The organism is Methanomassiliicoccus sp., assembly GCA_033485155.1.
Classification (GTDB): domain Archaea; phylum Thermoplasmatota; class Thermoplasmata; order Methanomassiliicoccales; family Methanomassiliicoccaceae; genus UBA6.
Genome location: JAWQJJ010000004.1, coordinates 177,625 through 195,005 on the forward strand (window position 1 = coordinate 177,625; position 17,381 = coordinate 195,005).

General features: G+C 63.7%; 17 protein-coding genes and 1 tRNA gene. 11 read left to right on the forward strand and 7 right to left on the reverse strand.

Translation table 11 applies throughout. The features are described 5' to 3' along the window. Positions 1–61: 61 nt before the first annotated feature. On the forward strand, positions 62–607 hold the full coding sequence (locus tag SA339_07915; GenBank protein MDW5563138.1) for a zinc ribbon domain-containing protein: 546 nt from the start codon (positions 62–64) through the stop codon (positions 605–607). 22 nt (positions 608–629) lie between these two features. On the opposite strand, the gene SA339_07920 is transcribed toward SA339_07915, so the two are convergent. Continuing rightward, a complete protein-coding gene (locus SA339_07920) occupies positions 630–1,334 on the reverse strand; it encodes a hypothetical protein (GenBank protein MDW5563139.1) in 705 nt (234 codons plus the stop codon). Between the two features lie 86 nt (positions 1,335–1,420). Here SA339_07920 and SA339_07925 point away from each other — a divergent pair, with 86 nt between their 5' ends. Then, entirely contained in the window at positions 1,421–2,071 is a 651-nt protein-coding gene (locus SA339_07925) for a DUF1638 domain-containing protein (protein ID MDW5563140.1), read from the forward strand. A gap of 22 nt (positions 2,072–2,093) precedes the next feature. Here SA339_07925 and SA339_07930 read toward each other — a convergent pair whose 3' ends face one another. From SA339_07930 to SA339_07945, 4 genes are all read right to left on the reverse strand, one after another. Next, on the reverse strand, positions 2,094–2,954 hold the full coding sequence (locus tag SA339_07930; GenBank protein MDW5563141.1) for an alpha/beta hydrolase: 861 nt from the start codon (positions 2,952–2,954) through the stop codon (positions 2,094–2,096). Between the two features lie 109 nt (positions 2,955–3,063). Continuing rightward, on the reverse strand, positions 3,064–3,597 hold the full coding sequence (locus SA339_07935; GenBank protein ID MDW5563142.1) for a GNAT family N-acetyltransferase: 534 nt from the start codon (positions 3,595–3,597) through the stop codon (positions 3,064–3,066). 39 nt (positions 3,598–3,636) lie between these two features. Further along, positions 3,637–4,608 (reverse strand): aldo/keto reductase, encoded by a 972-nt coding sequence (locus SA339_07940; GenBank protein ID MDW5563143.1) that lies wholly within the window; start codon positions 4,606–4,608, stop codon positions 3,637–3,639. Positions 4,609–4,752: 144 nt separating this feature from the next. After that, a tRNA-Pro gene (locus tag SA339_07945) sits at positions 4,753–4,828 on the reverse strand. A 410-nt stretch (positions 4,829–5,238) separates the two neighbouring features. On the opposite strand from SA339_07945, the gene SA339_07950 reads away from it, so the two are divergent. The 6 genes from SA339_07950 to SA339_07975 all read left to right on the forward strand — a co-directional run bounded on the left by SA339_07950 (position 5,239) and on the right by SA339_07975 (position 9,356). Beyond that, entirely contained in the window at positions 5,239–5,778 is a 540-nt protein-coding gene (locus SA339_07950) for a hypothetical protein (protein MDW5563144.1), read from the forward strand. Then, positions 5,762–5,920 carry a hypothetical protein gene (locus SA339_07955; protein MDW5563145.1) on the forward strand — a complete coding sequence of 53 codons (159 nt, stop codon included), beginning with the start codon at positions 5,762–5,764 and terminating at the stop codon, positions 5,918–5,920. Before SA339_07950 ends, SA339_07955 begins: the two co-directional genes overlap by 17 nt. Before the next feature lie 103 nt (positions 5,921–6,023). Beyond that, a complete protein-coding gene (locus SA339_07960; protein ID MDW5563146.1) occupies positions 6,024–6,707 on the forward strand; it encodes a helix-turn-helix domain-containing protein in 684 nt (227 codons plus the stop codon). A gap of 10 nt (positions 6,708–6,717) precedes the next feature. Next, positions 6,718–7,776, forward strand: coding sequence for a hydroxymethylglutaryl-CoA synthase (locus SA339_07965; GenBank protein ID MDW5563147.1), 1,059 nt, complete (start codon positions 6,718–6,720; stop codon positions 7,774–7,776). Continuing rightward, positions 7,773–8,942: a thiolase domain-containing protein gene (locus SA339_07970; protein MDW5563148.1), complete on the forward strand. Its 1,170-nt coding sequence runs from the start codon at positions 7,773–7,775 to the stop codon at positions 8,940–8,942. The genes SA339_07965 and SA339_07970 overlap by 4 nt, the downstream gene beginning before the upstream one ends. Continuing rightward, positions 8,943–9,356 carry a Zn-ribbon domain-containing OB-fold protein gene (locus SA339_07975; protein MDW5563149.1) on the forward strand — a complete coding sequence of 138 codons (414 nt, stop codon included), beginning with the start codon at positions 8,943–8,945 and terminating at the stop codon, positions 9,354–9,356. It begins immediately after the preceding gene. A gap of 61 nt (positions 9,357–9,417) precedes the next feature. Here SA339_07975 and SA339_07980 read toward each other — a convergent pair whose 3' ends face one another. Both SA339_07980 and cgi121 read right to left on the reverse strand, forming a co-directional pair. Beyond that, complete coding sequence (locus SA339_07980) at positions 9,418–13,632, reverse strand: hypothetical protein (GenBank protein MDW5563150.1); 4,215 nt, start codon at positions 13,630–13,632, stop codon at positions 9,418–9,420. 83 nt (positions 13,633–13,715) lie between these two features. Next, a complete protein-coding gene (cgi121, locus tag SA339_07985; GenBank protein ID MDW5563151.1) occupies positions 13,716–14,216 on the reverse strand; it encodes a KEOPS complex subunit Cgi121 in 501 nt (166 codons plus the stop codon). A gap of 128 nt (positions 14,217–14,344) precedes the next feature. Between cgi121 and SA339_07990 the strand changes: the two genes are divergently transcribed. The 3 genes from SA339_07990 to SA339_08000 all read left to right on the forward strand — a co-directional run bounded on the left by SA339_07990 (position 14,345) and on the right by SA339_08000 (position 17,202). Then, positions 14,345–15,289 (forward strand): homoserine kinase, encoded by a 945-nt coding sequence (locus SA339_07990; GenBank protein ID MDW5563152.1) that lies wholly within the window; start codon positions 14,345–14,347, stop codon positions 15,287–15,289. Between the two features lies 1 nt (position 15,290). Next, the gene (thrC, locus tag SA339_07995; protein MDW5563153.1) at positions 15,291–16,499 is read left to right on the forward strand and encodes a threonine synthase; all 1,209 of its coding nucleotides are present in this window, start codon (positions 15,291–15,293) and stop codon (positions 16,497–16,499) included. Between the two features lie 94 nt (positions 16,500–16,593). Continuing rightward, positions 16,594–17,202, forward strand: coding sequence for a flavin reductase family protein (locus SA339_08000; protein MDW5563154.1), 609 nt, complete (start codon positions 16,594–16,596; stop codon positions 17,200–17,202). Positions 17,203–17,381: the final 179 nt, after the last annotated feature.

The window sequence follows — 17,381 nt, forward strand, 5'->3', positions numbered from 1 at the left end:
CCGAGATTTAAAGCCAAGTATTATACCTGGCCGCAGGTGTTATCTGGACGGAAGGGAAGATATGAGATGCGAAAATTGTGGTAACGAGAACGCCGAAGGAGTGACCTTCTGCATGGCGTGCGGGGCCCGGATGGTCCCCGTCAGTGATACGGCGCCGGCCGCCCCGGTAGCCCCGCCGGGAGGACAAGCGGCGCCCCCTCACGTCCCGCCCTACCCTGCCCAGCTGTTCCGCCCTCCCCGTGTGGCGACGGTCAGGAACGTCCATCTAGGCGACGTACTATTCCTTATTTCCTCGGCCCTATTGCTGGTGGCAGGGTTCGATAACTTTGCCTCGCTGTCCTATCTGGCCCGCGCCCAGTACGTGCTACTCGGCCTGTTCGCCATCGTGGGTGGGCTGCTGTTCCTGGGCATGATCATCATGCCCCATCTGTTGAAACCCATCGCCCATATGATGGACCTGATCGTGCTCGGCCTGTCGGCCATCTTCCTCTTCTGGGGGGTGGCGGCGATGTTCGGTAGCAGCATCGGCTACGACGGCGGTATGGTGTTCGTCGGCGGGTTGTTCGGTCTGGCTGGAATGGCTCTGAGGATGGGCATCATCCGGTGACGGCGGCGCCCAATATCTTTTATTATCGTTCAAGTTCGGCCATGAGCCTGGTCAGGCCGTCGAGGGCTCTCCGCCCTCGCGGGCTCAGGGAATACAGGCGGCTCTTTTTGTCATAGCCTATGTACCTGCCCTCCAGCAATGACCGCAGGTGGAACTGGAGGTGCCCCTTCTGCAAACCCTTGATCCGGGAGATCGAAGCCAGGCTGTCGTCCTCTTGGGATAGATGCTGGAGGATGCCGATGCGGATCGCGTTGGACAGGGGTCCCAGGGCCACCTCCACCTCTTCCGGTCTAAGCTCCTCGAGCGATCCGTTCCGCCCCCCTTTTTTTCGTGATGAGCTTAGAGCGAGATTGTAGGTGTCCAGATATGATCTCACCTGGGTTTCCAGGCTGTCAGCCAGCATGTCCACGTCAGGTACATCGGCTCCCCTCACCGCCTGGCGTGCGCTCCTCCGTGCCAGGGCGCGGAATACCTCTTCCCGTCCACCCTGCTCGAAGGCTTCGAGAGTCTCGTTCAACCACTCCACCAGTGCGTCCCGCCACCTGCCGCTGGCAGCCACGCCGGGCCATCCCAGTCCCCGGTCGATCCTCTCCACCAGCACCGAGCGCACCTGCTGGGCGAAAACCCTGCGGATGTCCTCGTCGCGCAGGCTGGTGAAGGAGTCGTTCAGCTGCCGCACCTCGGACCGCAAGGCCTCGATTTGTTCCTTCAGCTCGTCGCTGCTCATCGGACACCGTAATAGAAAAGTATGACTTAGAAATACATTAATATTACGATGGCCCTTGCAACAAGCGGCGACGGGTGTGCCGCGGCATGCCCGGCCAGGAAGAGATCATGAGGATCGGCATAATCGCGTGCGAGACCTTTGAACGGGGCCTCGAGGAACTGATCCAGGGCGACGAGGATATCGTATACAAGGAGTATCTGGAGTTCGGCCTGCACGAGTACCCCGAGGATCTCAAGCGAGTGGTCATCGACAAGGTCAATTCCCTGGAAGGCAAGGTGGACGCCGTGCTGCTGGGCTACGGCATATGTAACTCCCTGAAGGACGTTGTCGCCGAGATGCGGGTGCCCACGGTCCAGCTGGTGGGCGACGACTGCATCGGCGTGCTGATCACCCCCGAGGAGTACGCCCGCGAGCGCAAGATCTGCGCGGGGACGATGTATCACACCCCATACTTCTCCAAGATGGGCCGGGAGTGGTTCGAGCGCAAGCTCAGTGAGCAGATGCCCAACTATCGAGAGGTAGGCCTGGACCTGGACTGGTACCTGAGGACGATGTTCGACGGCTATCAGCGGGTGCTGTTCATCGACGATGGGCTGGGGAATATGGAGGAGTTCGAAACCATGTCCCGCCGGTTCGCCGCCGACCTCCACCTGAGGTACGAACGGAGATGCGGGACGTTGGAGCTCCTGGCTCAGGGTCTGGCGAGGACCAAGGAGCTGGCCCGGGGCCGGGCGTGATCACAGGCTGTGGCGGGGGCGACTACACCAGGGTCCTCATCATCGTCCGGTCCCTGACCCCCGGCTCTCCCTCCATCACGAACTTCTCCAGTTCATCATTCAGCCGGTCCCGTTCCTCATAGCAGAACGCATGCCCCCCGACATCGAACTTGACGAGCTTCGAGCCTTTGATCAGGCGGTTCTGGGCCTGTGCCAGGGCGAAGGGAACGATGTGGTCGTTGACTCCGTGGAAGATCCGGGTGGGAAGGTCGATGTGCCCCATCTCCTGCCTGAGATCGCGATCCCTCAGCTCCTCGAACCCCCTGATGGTGGATCGGGGCGGCGCCTCCAGCCCCATCTGGTCGTACCACCGGTGCAGCTCCGGGCTGGCATCTGTGGAGAAGAAGTTCTTCCCGAAGTCGCTCTTGCCCTTGGCGATGTCCGCGTGCTCGCCGTCCAGGATCGTCGTGATCGCCTCCGCCGGCACTCCCTCAGGGAAGTCTTGGCTAGCCTGTAGCCGGGGAACGGCCGCCGCCAGCAGGGCGAGCTTCGACACCCGGGGGTCCTTCGACGTTGCCACATAGTGAGCGGCGATGGCCCCGCCCATGGAGAAGCCCGCCAGGGTGACGTTGTTCAGTCCGAGGATAGAGATGACGCGGCCCACATCGCTGGCCCAGACATCGTAGTCAAGGCCCTCCCAGGTCTTGGTCGAAAGGCCAAACCCTCGCAGGTCCAGGGCGATCACCCGGATCCCCCTGGCGGGCAGTTCCAGCGATTGCGCGTCAAACATCCTGAGGTTCAGCGGCCAGCCATGGATGAAAACGATCGGCCGGCCCTCTCCCCAGTCCTGAACGTGGATCTCCACGCCCGGCTCCACCTCGATGTAACCCGTTCCGTTGGCCATGTTGATCGTAATCAGGTGCCGACCGGTGGTTTAAAAGGGTTGTCCGTTCACTACTTATTATACTGAAGGAAAGGCGTTTTTTCATCATTCTGAGGGCCGATGCTGGCCATCATCCCGTCCCGCTGGAAGGGCGCTGGTCTTCGCCCTTATTGCGTCCATCGCCCGTGCTGGCCCGCCTGACCATGTAGTGGGCGTCGATCCCCGCCGCGTACTGGAGATCCCTCTGCACCAGGAATCCGTGCCTTTCCCAGAACGGCCGGGACCGCTGCACCGCTACCAGCGCGCATGCCCCCAGGTCCTGCTCCTGAGCGATGGCTAGGGCCTCCCGAACCAGGCGGTCCCCCCATCCCTTGCCGCGGTGGTCGGCGTACACCGCTAGATCGTGGACATAAAGACAGTCGGGGCGCTCGGGCAGCACCATGTTCCGGGCGTCCAGCGGCGCCACCTCGCCGAGGGCCCAGGGGTGGCAGAATAGGTATGCTGCCAGCACATCATCGTCGAAACCCCCCAACGCCCCTCGTCCCCATAGCTTGATCTTCCGGTCAAAGGATGCCGATGACTCAAGCAAGACCTCAGGATAGGCGGAGCGCTGCACCGCGAGCACCTCGGGCAGGTCGGAAGGGACGAGAGGACGTATTGGCATCGACTCGCCCCACCGCGCGGACAGCCATAAACCTGCCGCTCACCTCCTGACCGTGGTCTCTCTCACCGACCCCAGCCATTGCGGGTTCTTCACCGTGCTGTCGTGCCGATCGCCGGTCTTGTAGGTCTCGAGCGAACCCCCCGCGGCCACGCGGGCGGTGCGGGCGCGAAGGCCGTCCAGCTCCTCCTCGTCGAACTGCCGGAACGTGCGTCCGGCGGCGATCGCCTGCTTCAGAATGTCCACGGAGTCGCAGCCGGTGATCACCACGCTCGTAGGCAAGCTCATGGCGTAGTGTATACACTCGGTCGGAGAGACGTCACCGCTCTCCAGGACCATTCCGGCGCCCAGTGGCTTCATGCCCAGGACCCCCATCCCCTTCTCCACCGCCCGGGGCAGGACCTGTCGTTCGAAGCTGTCGAAGTGCGCGTCGAGCAGGTTGAGCGGCATCTGCAGAGTATCGAACCGGAACCCCAGGTCGTCCGCCAGGTCCAGCATATGGTTGTGCATGTCTGGGCTCTTGTGTCCGGTGAAGCCGATGAAGCGGACCAGGCCGTCGTCACGAGCCTCCAGTGCCGCCTCCAACGCGCCTCCGGCAGCGAGCACGCGGTCAGGGTCGTCGTGGCGGATGATCTCGTGGAACTGCAAGAGGTCTACGATGTCGGTGCGCAGTCGATCCATGGACTCGTCGAGTTGCCGTCTTGCGGTCCGTCGGTCGCGGCCGTCGATCTTGGTCATGAGGAAGGCCCGGTCCCGGTAGCCGTCCTCGAGAGCCACGCCCATTCGCCTCTCGCTCTCCCCCTGGTTGTAGTCCCAGCTGTTGTCCAGGAAGTCGATGCCGCTGTCGATGGCGGTGCGGATGATGCGCACGCTCTCCTTCTCCGGCAGATCGGGAATGCCGATGTGGTAACCTCCCAGGCCGATGGCCGAGACCTCGACGCCCGTGCGGCCGAGGGGGCGACGGGGGACGGTGCCTTGCCCCTCGACCTCATCCTGATCTCTTGGTCCCTTCATGCCTGATGCCTATCTCTGGTGGAAAGAGAAGTAACTTCTCCTGGGGAGCGAGGAGAGCTCGCGGAGCGGCGGGACGCGGGGGCCCGGACGGGTCCGCAGATCAATGTGGTGACACAAAGAACAGATCAAGCCAGAATTGGAAAATGGTGGGGCCGTCCGGATTTGAACCGGAGACCCATGGTCCCGAACCATGGAGTTTACCAAGCTAGCCCACGGCCCCGTAGGTTGGTTGGGCTAATATGGACTAATATTATAAGGCTATCGCATGGCTGGCAAAAAGATGAGATTGTGAGAAATGCTTTTACGGCATATACATTCAACTCGTCACGTCCAGAGATAAAGAACGTCAATCGCCTGCAATATGTCCGATCACGCTTCCTCGCTGTCACCTGCCCGATTCCTGGCCACCGTGTCGCGAGGTCGAACGCCTCATCGCACGCATCACTCTGTCCTGAGGAGCGCGGCCTTCTGCTCCTCGGTCAGAATGAGCTTCAGTCTCAGCGTCCGATACACATCCCCATCGCTCCATCGTGACATAGTCTCATCACCTGTTTCCATCGTGGTTGGTGACGCATCCTCTGCAACGATGGGACAAGTGCATATATCTGACAATTTAATCCCCCTCCGTCCATGAAACGGTGGCGGGTGGTGGGAATCATAGCTATGCTCCTGGCGGTCTCGGCCGTCGGGTGGTATGTGCAGAAGGCGGTCCAGGATCGTTCATATTCTGGTAACTGGGGCACCTCGGCCGGGCAGGGGTTCGACGTTTACAACATCCCCCTCGACCTGGACAAGGGCAACTATGTGAAGTTCGAGGTCTCCTCGACCGACGGCCGGACCCTCGATGTATATCTCACCGACCTCGACGGCCTGCGGGCGGCGAGGAGCGATCAGCCGTTCGATTTCCAGTCCGAGTACTCGGCGATGAACACCACGCACGTCGTCAGGGAGTTCCGGATCTCACATAACAGTCAGGTGGTAGTGATGAGCCACGATGCCGGGGAAACCGTCAAATTGACCTCATCGACAGAGCAATCGCCTTACCCTCTGGGCCTTATGCCGGTGCTTCAGATCACCGGCATTGTCTGCCTGGTCGCCAACATCGGCCTGTTCGTTCTGCTGCTCTCCTCGTGGACGTCGTACCACCGGGAGCGTGCCGGACGGCAGTAGGTCGGTCACCGACCTCATGGGCGATGAGGCGACCGTGCGTCCGGCCGAACGGCAGAGAACGCTCAAACCGATCCTCGCGCCCCCGCTCCCCTGCCCGCCGCCCTCATGGGCGGCGTGGATGATCGCGTTCTCGGCTCGGTAGCGAAACCTTCACGACGATTGTCGGACCCAGCTTTCTCTTTTTCAAATATTGTCGTATAGTCCCTACGACAGATATAAATATGCAGCCAGCTGGTGCCGGTGCGATGAGGGAGCAGCTGCGCGAAAAGATCGCCGGGGAGATCACCCTCTCCGCCGACGCGGGCAAGACTATTCGGAAGTGGAGGGAGGAGTTCGGTATCTCCCAGCAGGAGCTGGCACGGCACCTTGACATCTCTCCGTCGGTCATCAGCGACTACGAGTCCGGACGGCGACGCTCTCCGGGCATCGCGATCATCCGCCGAATGGTGGACGGCCTGATCGACCTGGACGAGGCGTCCGGCTCCAATGTCCTGAAGAGGTATGACCTGGGGGAGAAGCATGACTGCATCATCAGCATCAACGAGTTCCGCACCAGCATCTCGGCGCAGGACCTCATGGACCTCATCGAGGCGGAGCCCCTGAACCAGGGGATATCCCTCGACCGGCACATCCATGGCTACACGGTCATCGATTCCATCAAGGCCATCACCTCGTTGTCATCGTTCGATTACCTCAAGATCTACGGATGGTCGTCGGAACGCGCCCTCATCTTTTCTGGCGTCAAGTTCGGCCGCTCTCCCATGATCGCCATCCGGGCCCATCCGCTCAAGCCGAGCATCGTCGGCTACCACCGCCCGGAGCACGTGGACCAGCTGGCCATCAAACTGGCGACGCTGGAGAACATCCCGCTTATCAAGATCGACATGCCGATCGCCACCATGGTCGAACGGCTGAAGAAGCTCACCTAGGAGGAACAGAATGGATGTAGGTATAGTCAGCTATGGGGCCTACCTGCCCCGGTACAGGATAGCGCCACAGGAAATAGGCCGGGTATGGGGAACCGACGGGGAGGCCATGAGCCGCAACCTCCTGATCTTCTCCAAGTCCGTCCCCTCGCCGGACGAGGATGTCATAACCATCGCCATCGAGGCGGCCAGGAACATGATGCGCCGCTGCGATGTGAGCGCCAAGGACATAGGCGCGATCTACGTCGGCTCGGAGTCGCATCCCTATGCGGTCAAGCCCACCGGCACGGTGGTGGCTGAGGCCATCGAGGCGTCGCCCAACCTCACCGTCGCCGATTATGAATTCGCCTGCAAGGCCGGGACCGCGGCCATCCAGACGTGCATGGGACTGGTCGGTTCGGGCATGGTCCGTTATGGCGTGGCCATAGGCGCGGACACCTCCCAAGGCGCCCCGGGGGACGCGCTGGAGTACTCCGCGTCCGCCGGCGGGGCGGCATACCTGATCGGCGCCGAGAAGGTCGTGGCCCGCATCAACCGCACCTGCTCCTTCACCACCGATACTCCGGACTTCTGGAGGCGTGAAGGCCAGTGCTACCCGTCGCACGGCGGCCGGTTCACCGGCGAGCCGGCGTACTTCAAGCATGTGATGGCCGCTGCCAAGAACCTGCTGGACGCCATGGGGACGAAGCCCGCCGACTACCAGCATGCCATCTTCCACCAGCCCAATGGCAAGTTCCCGGTGCGGGTGGCCAAGCAGCTGGGTTTCTCCGAAAAGCAGATCGAGACTGGGCTGCTGACGCCGTTCATCGGCAACACCTACTCCGGCGCGGTGCCCCTGGGGCTGGCGTCTGTACTTGACGTTGCCAAACCGGGCGACCGCATCTTCGCCGTGGCCTACGGCTCGGGCGCGGGGTCAGACGCCTTTGACATCACGGTGACGGACGAGATATTGAACTTGAGACGGAGCGCCGCCCCGTCGGTCAAGGACCTGGTCGAGAAGAAGAAGTTCCTCGACTACGCGACCTACGCCAAATATCGCGGCAAGATCAGGATGAAGGGGGGAGCGGAATGAGAGAGGTCGCCATCATCGGCATAGGGGACACCAAGTTCGGCGAACTGTGGGACATGTCGTTCCGCGAGATCGGTATCCAGGCCGGGCTGGCCGCGGTCGCCGACGCCAACCTGACGGGTGAGGAGATCGATGCGCTGTACGTCGGCAACATGTCCGCCGGGAAGTACATCGAGCAGGAGCACATCGGGGCGCTCATCGCCGACTACTCCGGTATGGCCAGGGACCACATCCCCGCCACTCGGGTGGAGGCCGCCGGAGCTTCCGGAGGATTGGCCTTCCGGCAGGGATATATGGCTGTGGCCTCGGGCATCCACGACATCGTCGTGGTCGGCGGGGCGGAGAAGATGACCGACGTCGGCGACGTTCTGTCGACCGAGATCCAGGCGACGGCGGCGGACCAGCAGTGGGAGACCACCTTCGGTGCGACCTTCCCGGCGCTCCACGCCCTGATCGCTCGGAGGCACATGTTCGAGTACGGGACCACCAGGGAGCAGCTGGGCGCGGTGGCGGTGAAGAACCACAAGCACGGTTCCCTGAACCCCAAGGCCCAGTTCCAGAAGGAGATCAAGCTGGACACAGTGATCAAGTCCGCCCCGGTGGCCGAGCCGCTGGGGATGTTCGACTGCGCCCCCATGTCCGACGGCGCGGCGGCGGTCGTGCTGTGCCCGCTGGAAAAGGCCAAGAAGTATACCGACACTCCGGTGAAGATCCTGGGCTCCGGCCAGGCCTCAGACACCCTGGCCCTTGCCCACCGGGAGAGCATAACCCGCTTCGACGCCACCACCCTGGCCGCCAGGCGGGCGTTCAAGCAGGCTGGGATAACGGCCAACGACGTGCAAATGGCCGAGGTGCATGACAACTTCACCATCTCCGAGATCCTGGCCATCGAGGACCTGGGGTTCTTTCCCAAGGGTGCCGGGGGAAAGGCGACCGAGGACGGACAGACTGCCCTGGGCGCCAAGCTGGCGGTCAACACCTCCGGCGGGCTGAAGGCGCGCGGCGACCCCATGGGGGCCACCGGCATCGCCCAGGTTGTCGAGCTCGTCACCCAGCTACGGGGCGAGGCGGGCAAGCGGCAGGTGGCCAACGCCACGGCAGGCCTGGCGCACAACGTCGGCGGTACCGGTGCCACCGCGGTCGTCAACGTCCTGGGGAGGGTGAACTAAATGGCGGTTGCAAGGTTCTGGAGAGAGAACGAGCCGAGGTACAACCTTACCGGAGCGAAGTGCGGCAATTGCGGCCGTCTGTACTTCCCGCCGAGGACGGTGTGCCCCATCTGCCACCGTAAGAGCATAGGGAAGATGGAGCCGTTCAAGTTGAAGGGCACCGGAGAGGTCATGAGCTTCTCGGTGGTCCACGACGCCCCGTCGCAGTTCGAGCTGCAGAAGCCGTACGTCATCGCCATCATCCAGATGGACGAAGGCATCCGGGTCACCGGCCAGGTCATCGACTGCGACCCAGCCGAGGTGGTCATCGGCATGAAGGTCCAGGCCGTGATACGGAAGCTCGGAGAGGAGGGACCATCGGGGATCATCCACTACGGCTACAAGTTCATGCCCGTGGTCGCCCCCGCCCCGTGAAAACCCTTTACATCTTCCTTTTTTAATGAGCAGGGCCGCCTTCGTACGTTGGCTACACTTTTCAGGCTGAACCTTCCCGGACCAGTTCCTTCACCGAGGATCGGGGCATGAAGAGGGTGCGGTAGACCACCGTGATCCGATTGCTGGGGGGACCGGGGAGCTTGACCGATCGCTCGGGCCACAGCACCGGGGCGATGGTCGATTCCCCATCCCGGCCGCCGTTCACGGTGACCAAGATAGCGGGGGCCGGCCCTGCGTTGACCACCCGGGCGGCCCTAAGTTGGAGATCCGGCAGGAACCGGGCGTTGGCGCCCTCAATCGCTGTCACTGCCTTGCGAAGATGGCCCAGGGACACCGTCAGGGTGCTGGCCGCCAGTGCCTGGCGATAGCTGTCGATGCCCGCCTGCTCGCCCCCCAGGGCCAGAGCGAGCCCGGCCTGCTCGCGATATCGCCGGGTAAGCTCCCGCGCCTCCAGAACGTCGGCCACCGTGGCTCCGATGGCCCGCTCTGCGTCGGTGACCAGCGACAGCGCTGGCTCCAATCTGTCGTCGGCCAGGGCCTTGGAGGCCGAGGCGAGCAGGGATCGGGCAGCCTCCATTTCACCGCGGCCGCGGTCCACCAGCCGCTTGGTCCTGGTCAAACGTTCCTCCACCGCCTTGCGTACTCTCTGGTGCACCTCTGCGGTCGTCTCCCGGAGGTTCCTCACTTCCAGGATGTTCCAGGTCCCCCGGTCCAGCAGGCTTCTGGCCTCCAGGGGGAGGTCGTCCAGGGGCAGGCCCGCCCGCGCGAAAAGGGCGGCGGTATTGACCAGATCGGCGATGGCCTGGGCGTTGGCCTTGGACCTTTCCCGGGAGTGTATTCTCAGCGCCCTCAGCAACAGAGTGTCCATGCTCTCATAGCGTCCGTTAGCCAGAGCCTTCCCGGCAGCCTCCAGTAGGTCGGCCACCTCCGGCACTATGGCCTTCCTGCCTTCGCCCTCCAGCACGTTACCGCGCGCCTCTTCCAGGCGGATGGATGCCAGCTGGTGGCGCTTTAAGGCCGAGCTACCGGCCGCTCGGCACTCTCCGGACAGCGCCAGGGCGTCGTGGAAAGCCCCCTCCTGGAAGGCCTTCTGGGCCCTGGTGAGCAGGGCTTCGGCCTCGCTCTTGTACGGCGAGACCGGCAGCCTGACCATGCTCTCGCTCAGCTTGGACAGGGAGGTGATGCAAGTCTCCCGGACCTCCCTCAGCTCGGTCAGGCTGTCACGGTAGACATCCAGCCCCATGTGGGCGGCGGTGTACCTTCCTTCCTTGAGGTCAGAGAGAATATTATCGCGGGCCGTCCTGGGCCCTCGCCCGAGGTCCTTGCCCTTCAGGTCCTGGAGATCTGTCTCCTGCTCTATCCCGGCCAGGCTGGCAAGGATGGCCTCCTCGGCCTTGACCCGGGCGCCCTGCAATGCGTTGCGGGCGATCTCCGCCACCAGGTTGCACCGCCCTCCGATGCGGTGCTTCCGAGCCTGGTCCAAGATCTCCCTGGCCTCGCTGACATCGATATCAAGGGACTCGATGGCGCGGATGCCGGCGTCGGCAACGCTCAGCTCATGGCCGGCCGAGGCGCGGGCGTTCAGGAACTGGCCGGCCTCGTTGCGGGCGAACCTGGCAGCTTGCAATGCGTCGGCAAATCGCTGGTCGGCCAGCAGGCTCTCGGCCTTCTCCACTATGTCCATGACCGTGAGGGCCACGTGCTGGCTGCCGTACTCCTGGAGCATCCCACGGACCTCTTTGATCTCCGCCTGGATGCTCTCGGTGGCGGTATCGACCATCTTACGCCGCTCCTCCTTCGCCGAGGCCAGGGCGGTGAAGGCTTCCCCCTTCCGCAGGTCCTCGGCGGCCGCGGCCAGGGCTGCTTCGGCAGCCTCGGTGCTTATCCCGAGCTGTTTTATCACCGGCAACAGAGCCTTGGCCTCCTGCATGGCCCGGGGGGCCAGGATGGCCGCTCCGACCGTTTCCGCCTCCTTGTAGCATGCCCGGGCCGAGGTCCGTGCCCCATCATACAATCCGGCCTCGAACAAGCGTTTCGTCTCCAGCAGCTGCTGGGGCACCTTGCTGTCGGCCGGAAGGTGCAGCTCCCCGCTAAGGCGGGACAGGAGGACGATGAGGTCGTATACCTCGCTATGCATCGCGGTCGTCTTCTCCAGTTCCTTTCTCGCTCCCTCGTAGGCGGTGAATCCTCTCTCCAGATCATCATCCGTCAGCGACCGGGACGCCTCTTCGGTCAGGCGGTCGACATGGGCGGTGGAGACGCCCTTCTTGCGCGCCGCGGCTGAGGACCGCACGACCTGGGCCAGGGCCCGGGCGACCTCATCCCGGGCGAGGGCCTTGGCGAACATGATGATCTCATCGACCTGTCTGATCGTCTCATCGTCGGTCCCCCGCTCCAGCTCGATGGAGGCCATGCGCTCGACCAGGGTTTGGGATTCAGTCTTCAGCTGAGCGCATATGCCGATCAAGGCTCGGGCCTGGGCCTTGCGGGCCGTCACGGTCGTCCGCCGGGCCTTCTCGATCTCTTCCCTCACCCTCTCGGCCAGAGTACGGGAGCTGTACCAGTCCTTCCTGTCCAGCATCTCCTGGGCCTGTCGCTTAATCTCCAGGGCCGCGGAGAGGTCGGTGTCGGTAGGCACCGATTCCATGGCCTGAGTAGCCCGCCGGAGCTCGGCCAAGGTGCCGGCGATAAGGGCCGCCTCTAGCTCCAGATTGAGCGCTGCCAGCCGCGCGGAGATGCCGTCCAGGATGCCTTCCTTGAGATCTTCCACCACATCGTCCAGATCCTCGGCCTTGTCCTCGACGTCCGCTCCGATAGAGATGCCTGCAGCGACCATCAAATGGCCGTTGAACACCTGGCGGGCGCAGCGCTCCTGGACGATGCGGGTGAGGACTCCCCTGGCCTTCGCCAGGGTGTCGTAGCTGTCTCCCAGCCTTCCCGCCAGGGCGTCCTCGCGGGCCTTGGCCACCAGCTGGCTGGCCTCGGTGGACACGATATGCATGCGACGGGCTTGCAGGAAGGCCTTACGGGTCGTGTCCAACTCTCGTTCCACCCGGCGGAAGGGGGCGAGGACGTCGTCGAGCTCGGCCGAAGCCTCGTCCACGATGTCCATTGCCTCACCGGCTCGGCCGTAGACGGTTGCGGTGCGGGCCTCCTCGAGGCGGGTCACCACTCTATCGATGTTGAGGTTGGTCCGCTTGGCCAGTACCATCCGGGGGCGCAGGGTCTCGATATGATTGAGCACGATCTCCATCTCGCTCTCCCGGAGGGTCTTCTCCGAGCGGCGGAGGAGCTCCAGAGCCTCCTCGCTGTCCCCGGCGGCATAAGCCTCGGAGACCTTCTTGATGGCTGGGGCGAACCGCACGGCGCTGAATCCGTGGGCGTTGAGCCATTCATTCCTCTCCCGCTGGCGGGCGAGCAGGACCTCTACTGCATTGGCCAGGACGGGACGGATGGCCGCCTGGGCCTCATCCAGTATCTGGAAGGACTCCTCGATACGGCCCCGGGCCATGGCTTCGCGGGACCTCTCCACCAGCCCGGTGACGACGGACATGTCCCCGCCCTCGATGGCTCCTTCCACCAGTTCCATGATCGAGTTAGCTCTGGTCTCCGCCAGCTTGGAGAACGCTTCCTGGAGGCCCTTGAAGCAGGTGACAGCCTTGGACAGCGAACCCGCCCGGTCCCCCTCCTCATGAAGCTTGATGGCCTTGGCCAGGGCTTGCTTGCGGGCGGCCACCGCCAGCTTCTCCTTCTCCCCGACATCGATGAGGTGGGCGAGCTGGACAAACATCTCCGACATCCGGCGGTCGGCGTACTGCTCGGCAGCGGTCCGAGTGTCGACCGCCGCGGCCATGGCCTCCTCCGTCCGACCTTCCTTCATCAGCTGCCTGGACCGATCGAGGAGGACCTCGACGGCGCGGTGGTCCTCCCCCTTGTCCTCGACCATGGCGACCACGCCGTAGGCCGATTCCAGCACCTCCTCGACCTTATCTGCCTGGAGCTTCCTGGCGTCCAAGGCCACCTTGTCAGAGAGGTCCAACGCGGCCGCATACTCGCGCCGGCCGAAGGCCAACTGAGCCTCCTTGTGTTCCTCCTCCAGGGCTTTGGTCTCAGCGCCCATCTTCTTGGCCCTGGCCACCTCGCCGTCCGCCTGAGTCAGCCTTTCCTCGGCTAGCTTGCGGTTCTTGGCGGCCTCCTTGGCCTTCTGCTCCAGCTGCTTGGTAAGCTGGAGCTGCTTGAGGTAATCGCTGGTCAATCCCAATCCCTGGGCGTCACTGACGCGTCGCGTTCCATCGAACGGTCGATTCTTAAGGGTTTGGTCCTGAAAATCGGTCTGGGCTATTTAGGCAGCCCGGCGAAGGCCACTCGCTCCAGCACGAGCTCCTGGTACTTGCCGGCCGGCACCGCCCCGAGCTCCGACCCGGTGATGCCGAAGCGCTTGGCCTTCTCCACTGAGGGGGCCAGGACATTGTCGTCCCTCACCAGGCCGAGCGAACGCAGGGCTGCCTCAACGTCGTTCACATCGAAGAACACTAGCGCCACGCGTTCCGCCCCGGCCCTGAGGCCGACTTTCTTGAATGCTTTGGAGATCTGTCGCTCCCCCGAAGCGAACAATACGGTCTCCACCGCCAGGCTCGAGGAGATACGGTCCCCGCGATCGAACGCCCTCAGGGCGTGCATGGCTGCCGAGCACAGGTGATCCCGGCCGCATACCATGTCCGCGTCCAGGGCGGCACCCTCCCCGCCTTCGATGGAGCGCAGCGCCGCTATCAACGCCTCCGGATCGTTCACACTTCCCTTGGCGCCCACCACGTCGACCTTGGCCATCTCCGCGGGCATCCCTCCCTGGGCATAAGATGTTTGCGCTCGGCCGGTCCTCGAGGTTCGTAGCGGCCAGCATTGTCCGGTCAGAAATATTATAATACGATGGTCCCGATGGCGCGAAGGGCGGTGCCCAGGGCATCGCCATGGACGGAATGGTCATGGACAAGGTGACGGTGAGGTCTCCGGCGACCCTATCGAACCTCGGCTCCGGTTTCGACGTGTTCGGGCTAGCGCTGAGGGAGCCGTATGACGTGGTGGAGGCAAGGATGATCCCGGAACGCGAGGTCATCATCGAGGCGGTCGAAGGCCCGGGAGCTTCCAGCATCACCACCGACGCGGCCAAGAACTCCGCGGGGATCGCTGCCCTGGCCGTGCTGGAGCGGTCCGGCTCGGTGTCCGGAATCGCCCTACGCATTAAAAAGGGCATTCGCCCGTGTTCCGGGATCGGCTCCTCGGGGGCCTCGGCGGCCGGGGGGGCCTGTGCCGCTAACATGCTCCTCGACAAGCCGCTGCGGTCCGAGGAATTGGTCCACTGCGCCGCCCGAGCCGAGCAGGTCACTTCCGGCAGCTTCCACGCCGACAACGTGGGCCCAGCGGTCATGGGCGGGTTCACGGTCATCCGGGCCTACGACCCGTTCGAGATCCACCGCGCCGAACCGCCTGCGAACCTGGGAGTGGTGGTCACCATGCCTGACTTCCTGGTGAACACCCGCGAGGCGAGGAAGGTGCTGCCCACCAGCATACCGCTGAAGAGCATGATCTTCGAGGTCGGCAACGCCGCCTCGCTGATGCTGGGCATGTGGACGGGAGACATCGATCTGATCGGCCGGAGCATGGCCGATCAGGTGGTGGAGCCGGCCCGCGCGCCCCTCAACCCTCACCTGAGAGAAGCGGAAGCCGCGGCGGTCAAGGCCGGGGCGGCCGGGGCATTCCTGGGGGGATCGGGTCCCTGTGTCATCGCCGTCTACGACCGGAAGAAGGTCGACGGCGAGGCCATCGCCGAGGCGGTCCGCGCCGTGTACGGCGACAATGGGGTCAAGAGCGACAGCTGGGTGACCACCTGGGGCGAAGGGTGCAGGAGGCTGTGAGATGTACAAGGTACGGTGCTTCGAGTGCGGCAGCGAGGTCGACGACCCGTTCGTCGATTCCTGCCCCAAGTGCGGCGGGCTGCTGACCATCGAGATGGACCTGGACGAGGCCTCGGGGATGCGCCCCTACGATTTGAGGCGGAGGCCGATGGGGGTATGGCGGTACGCTCCGTTCTTGCCGGTGGACCCGTCCAAGGCGGTGTCGCTCCTGGAGGGCGGCACCCCGCTGTACGACTGCCAAGATCTCCGTTCCAAGGTAGGCGTCAAGAGCGTCCACGTCAAGTACGAGGGCGCCAACCCCACCGGCTCGTTCAAGGACCGGGGGATGACCGTGGGGGTCACCCGGGCGGTGGAACTGGGGTGCGGGACGGTGGGCTGTGCTTCCACCGGCAACACTTCCGCCTCGCTGTCCGCGTATGCGGCGAAGGCCGGGCGGACATGCATCGTGCTGTTGCCGTCGGGCAAGGTCGCCGCCGGTAAGCTGGCCCAGGCGATGTTCTACGGCGCCAAGGTGGTCATGGTGGACGGCAACTTCGACGATGCCCTCCGGGTAACAAGGCAGCTGGCGAGGGAGGGCGTCCTGTATCTCCTGAACTCGATCAACCCGTTCCGCCCGGAGGGGCAGAAGACCGTGGCCTTCGAGATTGTGGACCAGCTGGACTTCGACGTGCCGGACCGCATCATCCTGCCCGTGGGAAATGCCGGCAACATCAGCGCGGTGCACAAGGCGTTCACTGAGTGGAAGGCGCTGGGGTGGATCGACCGCATCCCCAAGCTCACCGGCATCCAGGCGGCCGGGTCCGCACCGCTCGTCAGGGCCTTCCGCGCGGGCCGGCGGGACTTCGAGCCCGAGGCCAGCCCCGAGACCCTAGCCACAGCGATCCGCATCGGCAACCCGGTCAGCGGCAAGAAGGCGCTGAAGGCCATTTACGACACGGGAGGCTGCGCGACAGACGTCACCGACGAACAGATCCTCGACGCCCAGAAGCTCCTGGGCCGAACGGAGGGGGTGGGCGTCGAACCGGCGTCGGCGGCATCCATCGCCGGGCTTATCAAGCTGGTCGACGAGGGCGTGGTGGCCAGGGACGAGAGGGTGGTGTGCATCTGCACCGGCAACGTCCTCAAGGACCCCGACACGGTAATGAGGTCCTGCGCCGAGATCCTCAAGGCCAAGCCTACGGTCGAGGACGTCCAGCGGGTCATTGCCTGACCGACCGCGCCCGCGGTCTCTCGATGGTCCGGAGACCTCCGTCTCGCAGTAGCACGAATTTATATTTCGTGATACGCATGACCTTCCGGTAAACATGGAACTCAAGCCGTTCAAACGGGAATCGCTGATGCCCCTGCCGGTGACGTTGATATCGACCATCAGCAAGGATGGAGTGAGAAACATCGCGCCGTACTCGTGCGTGACCACTGTGCTAAGGCCGCTTGACCTGGTCTGCGTGGCCACGGCCAAGCGGCGGGACACGTTGGACAATATCCGGGAGACGGGGGAGTTCGTCATCAACCTGCCGGGAGCGAGCCTTTCGGACAAGGTGGTCCCGACCGCTAGGTACTCTCCTCCGGAGGAGGACGAGTTCGAGGTGGCCGGCCTCGACGAACATCCCTCCAAGTCTATCAAAGCTCCCGGCATCATGGGTTGCTACGCCTGGATGGAGTGCAAGCTGGACCGGCTATATGAGGAGGACCAGTATGTCCTCATAATGGGCAAGGTGGTCCGCCTGGAGGTGGAAGATTCGGTGTACGGAAAGGACGGCCATCTGGACGTGGAAGGGGCGAGACCTCTGATGATGACCGGGTCCGACGATGGAATGCATTTCTGCACCATCAGGGAGATCGGCCATTTCGAATCGTTCGGCGCCATGTTCTCGACGAACAGGGACCCTCTGGAAAAGATGTACAAAGGTTGAACGGGGGTCGCCATTTCATTGCCGTGGCCCGCTCCGATGGGGGGCAGAGCCCGCTGGTCGTCGCATCGTCCCGCGGCCCCGGCCATTCCTCGGGGCGTCTTTTATCCCGATTGCCCTGTTGCATTCGGCACGGCCATGCCGGTCCGTACTGCCGCTATATGGCGTCCGCAGCTGTGCTT

Coding starts and splice junctions, on each gene's coding strand:
- SA339_07915 (MDW5563138.1), top strand. CDS start 62: ATGAGATGCGAAAATTGTGGTAACGAGAACGCCGAAGGAGTGACCTTC.
- SA339_07920 (MDW5563139.1), bottom strand. CDS start 1,334: ATGAGCAGCGACGAGCTGAAGGAACAAATCGAGGCCTTGCGGTCCGAG.
- SA339_07925 (MDW5563140.1), top strand. CDS start 1,421: ATGCCCGGCCAGGAAGAGATCATGAGGATCGGCATAATCGCGTGCGAG.
- SA339_07930 (MDW5563141.1), bottom strand. CDS start 2,954: ATGGCCAACGGAACGGGTTACATCGAGGTGGAGCCGGGCGTGGAGATC.
- SA339_07935 (MDW5563142.1), bottom strand. CDS start 3,597: ATGCCAATACGTCCTCTCGTCCCTTCCGACCTGCCCGAGGTGCTCGCG.
- SA339_07940 (MDW5563143.1), bottom strand. CDS start 4,608: ATGAAGGGACCAAGAGATCAGGATGAGGTCGAGGGGCAAGGCACCGTC.
- SA339_07950 (MDW5563144.1), top strand. CDS start 5,239: ATGAAACGGTGGCGGGTGGTGGGAATCATAGCTATGCTCCTGGCGGTC.
- SA339_07960 (MDW5563146.1), top strand. CDS start 6,024: ATGAGGGAGCAGCTGCGCGAAAAGATCGCCGGGGAGATCACCCTCTCC.
- SA339_07965 (MDW5563147.1), top strand. CDS start 6,718: ATGGATGTAGGTATAGTCAGCTATGGGGCCTACCTGCCCCGGTACAGG.
- SA339_07970 (MDW5563148.1), top strand. CDS start 7,773: ATGAGAGAGGTCGCCATCATCGGCATAGGGGACACCAAGTTCGGCGAA.
- SA339_07975 (MDW5563149.1), top strand. CDS start 8,943: ATGGCGGTTGCAAGGTTCTGGAGAGAGAACGAGCCGAGGTACAACCTT.
- cgi121 (MDW5563151.1), bottom strand. CDS start 14,216: ATGCCCGCGGAGATGGCCAAGGTCGACGTGGTGGGCGCCAAGGGAAGT.
- SA339_07990 (MDW5563152.1), top strand. CDS start 14,345: ATGGACGGAATGGTCATGGACAAGGTGACGGTGAGGTCTCCGGCGACC.
- thrC (MDW5563153.1), top strand. CDS start 15,291: ATGTACAAGGTACGGTGCTTCGAGTGCGGCAGCGAGGTCGACGACCCG.
- SA339_08000 (MDW5563154.1), top strand. CDS start 16,594: ATGGAACTCAAGCCGTTCAAACGGGAATCGCTGATGCCCCTGCCGGTG.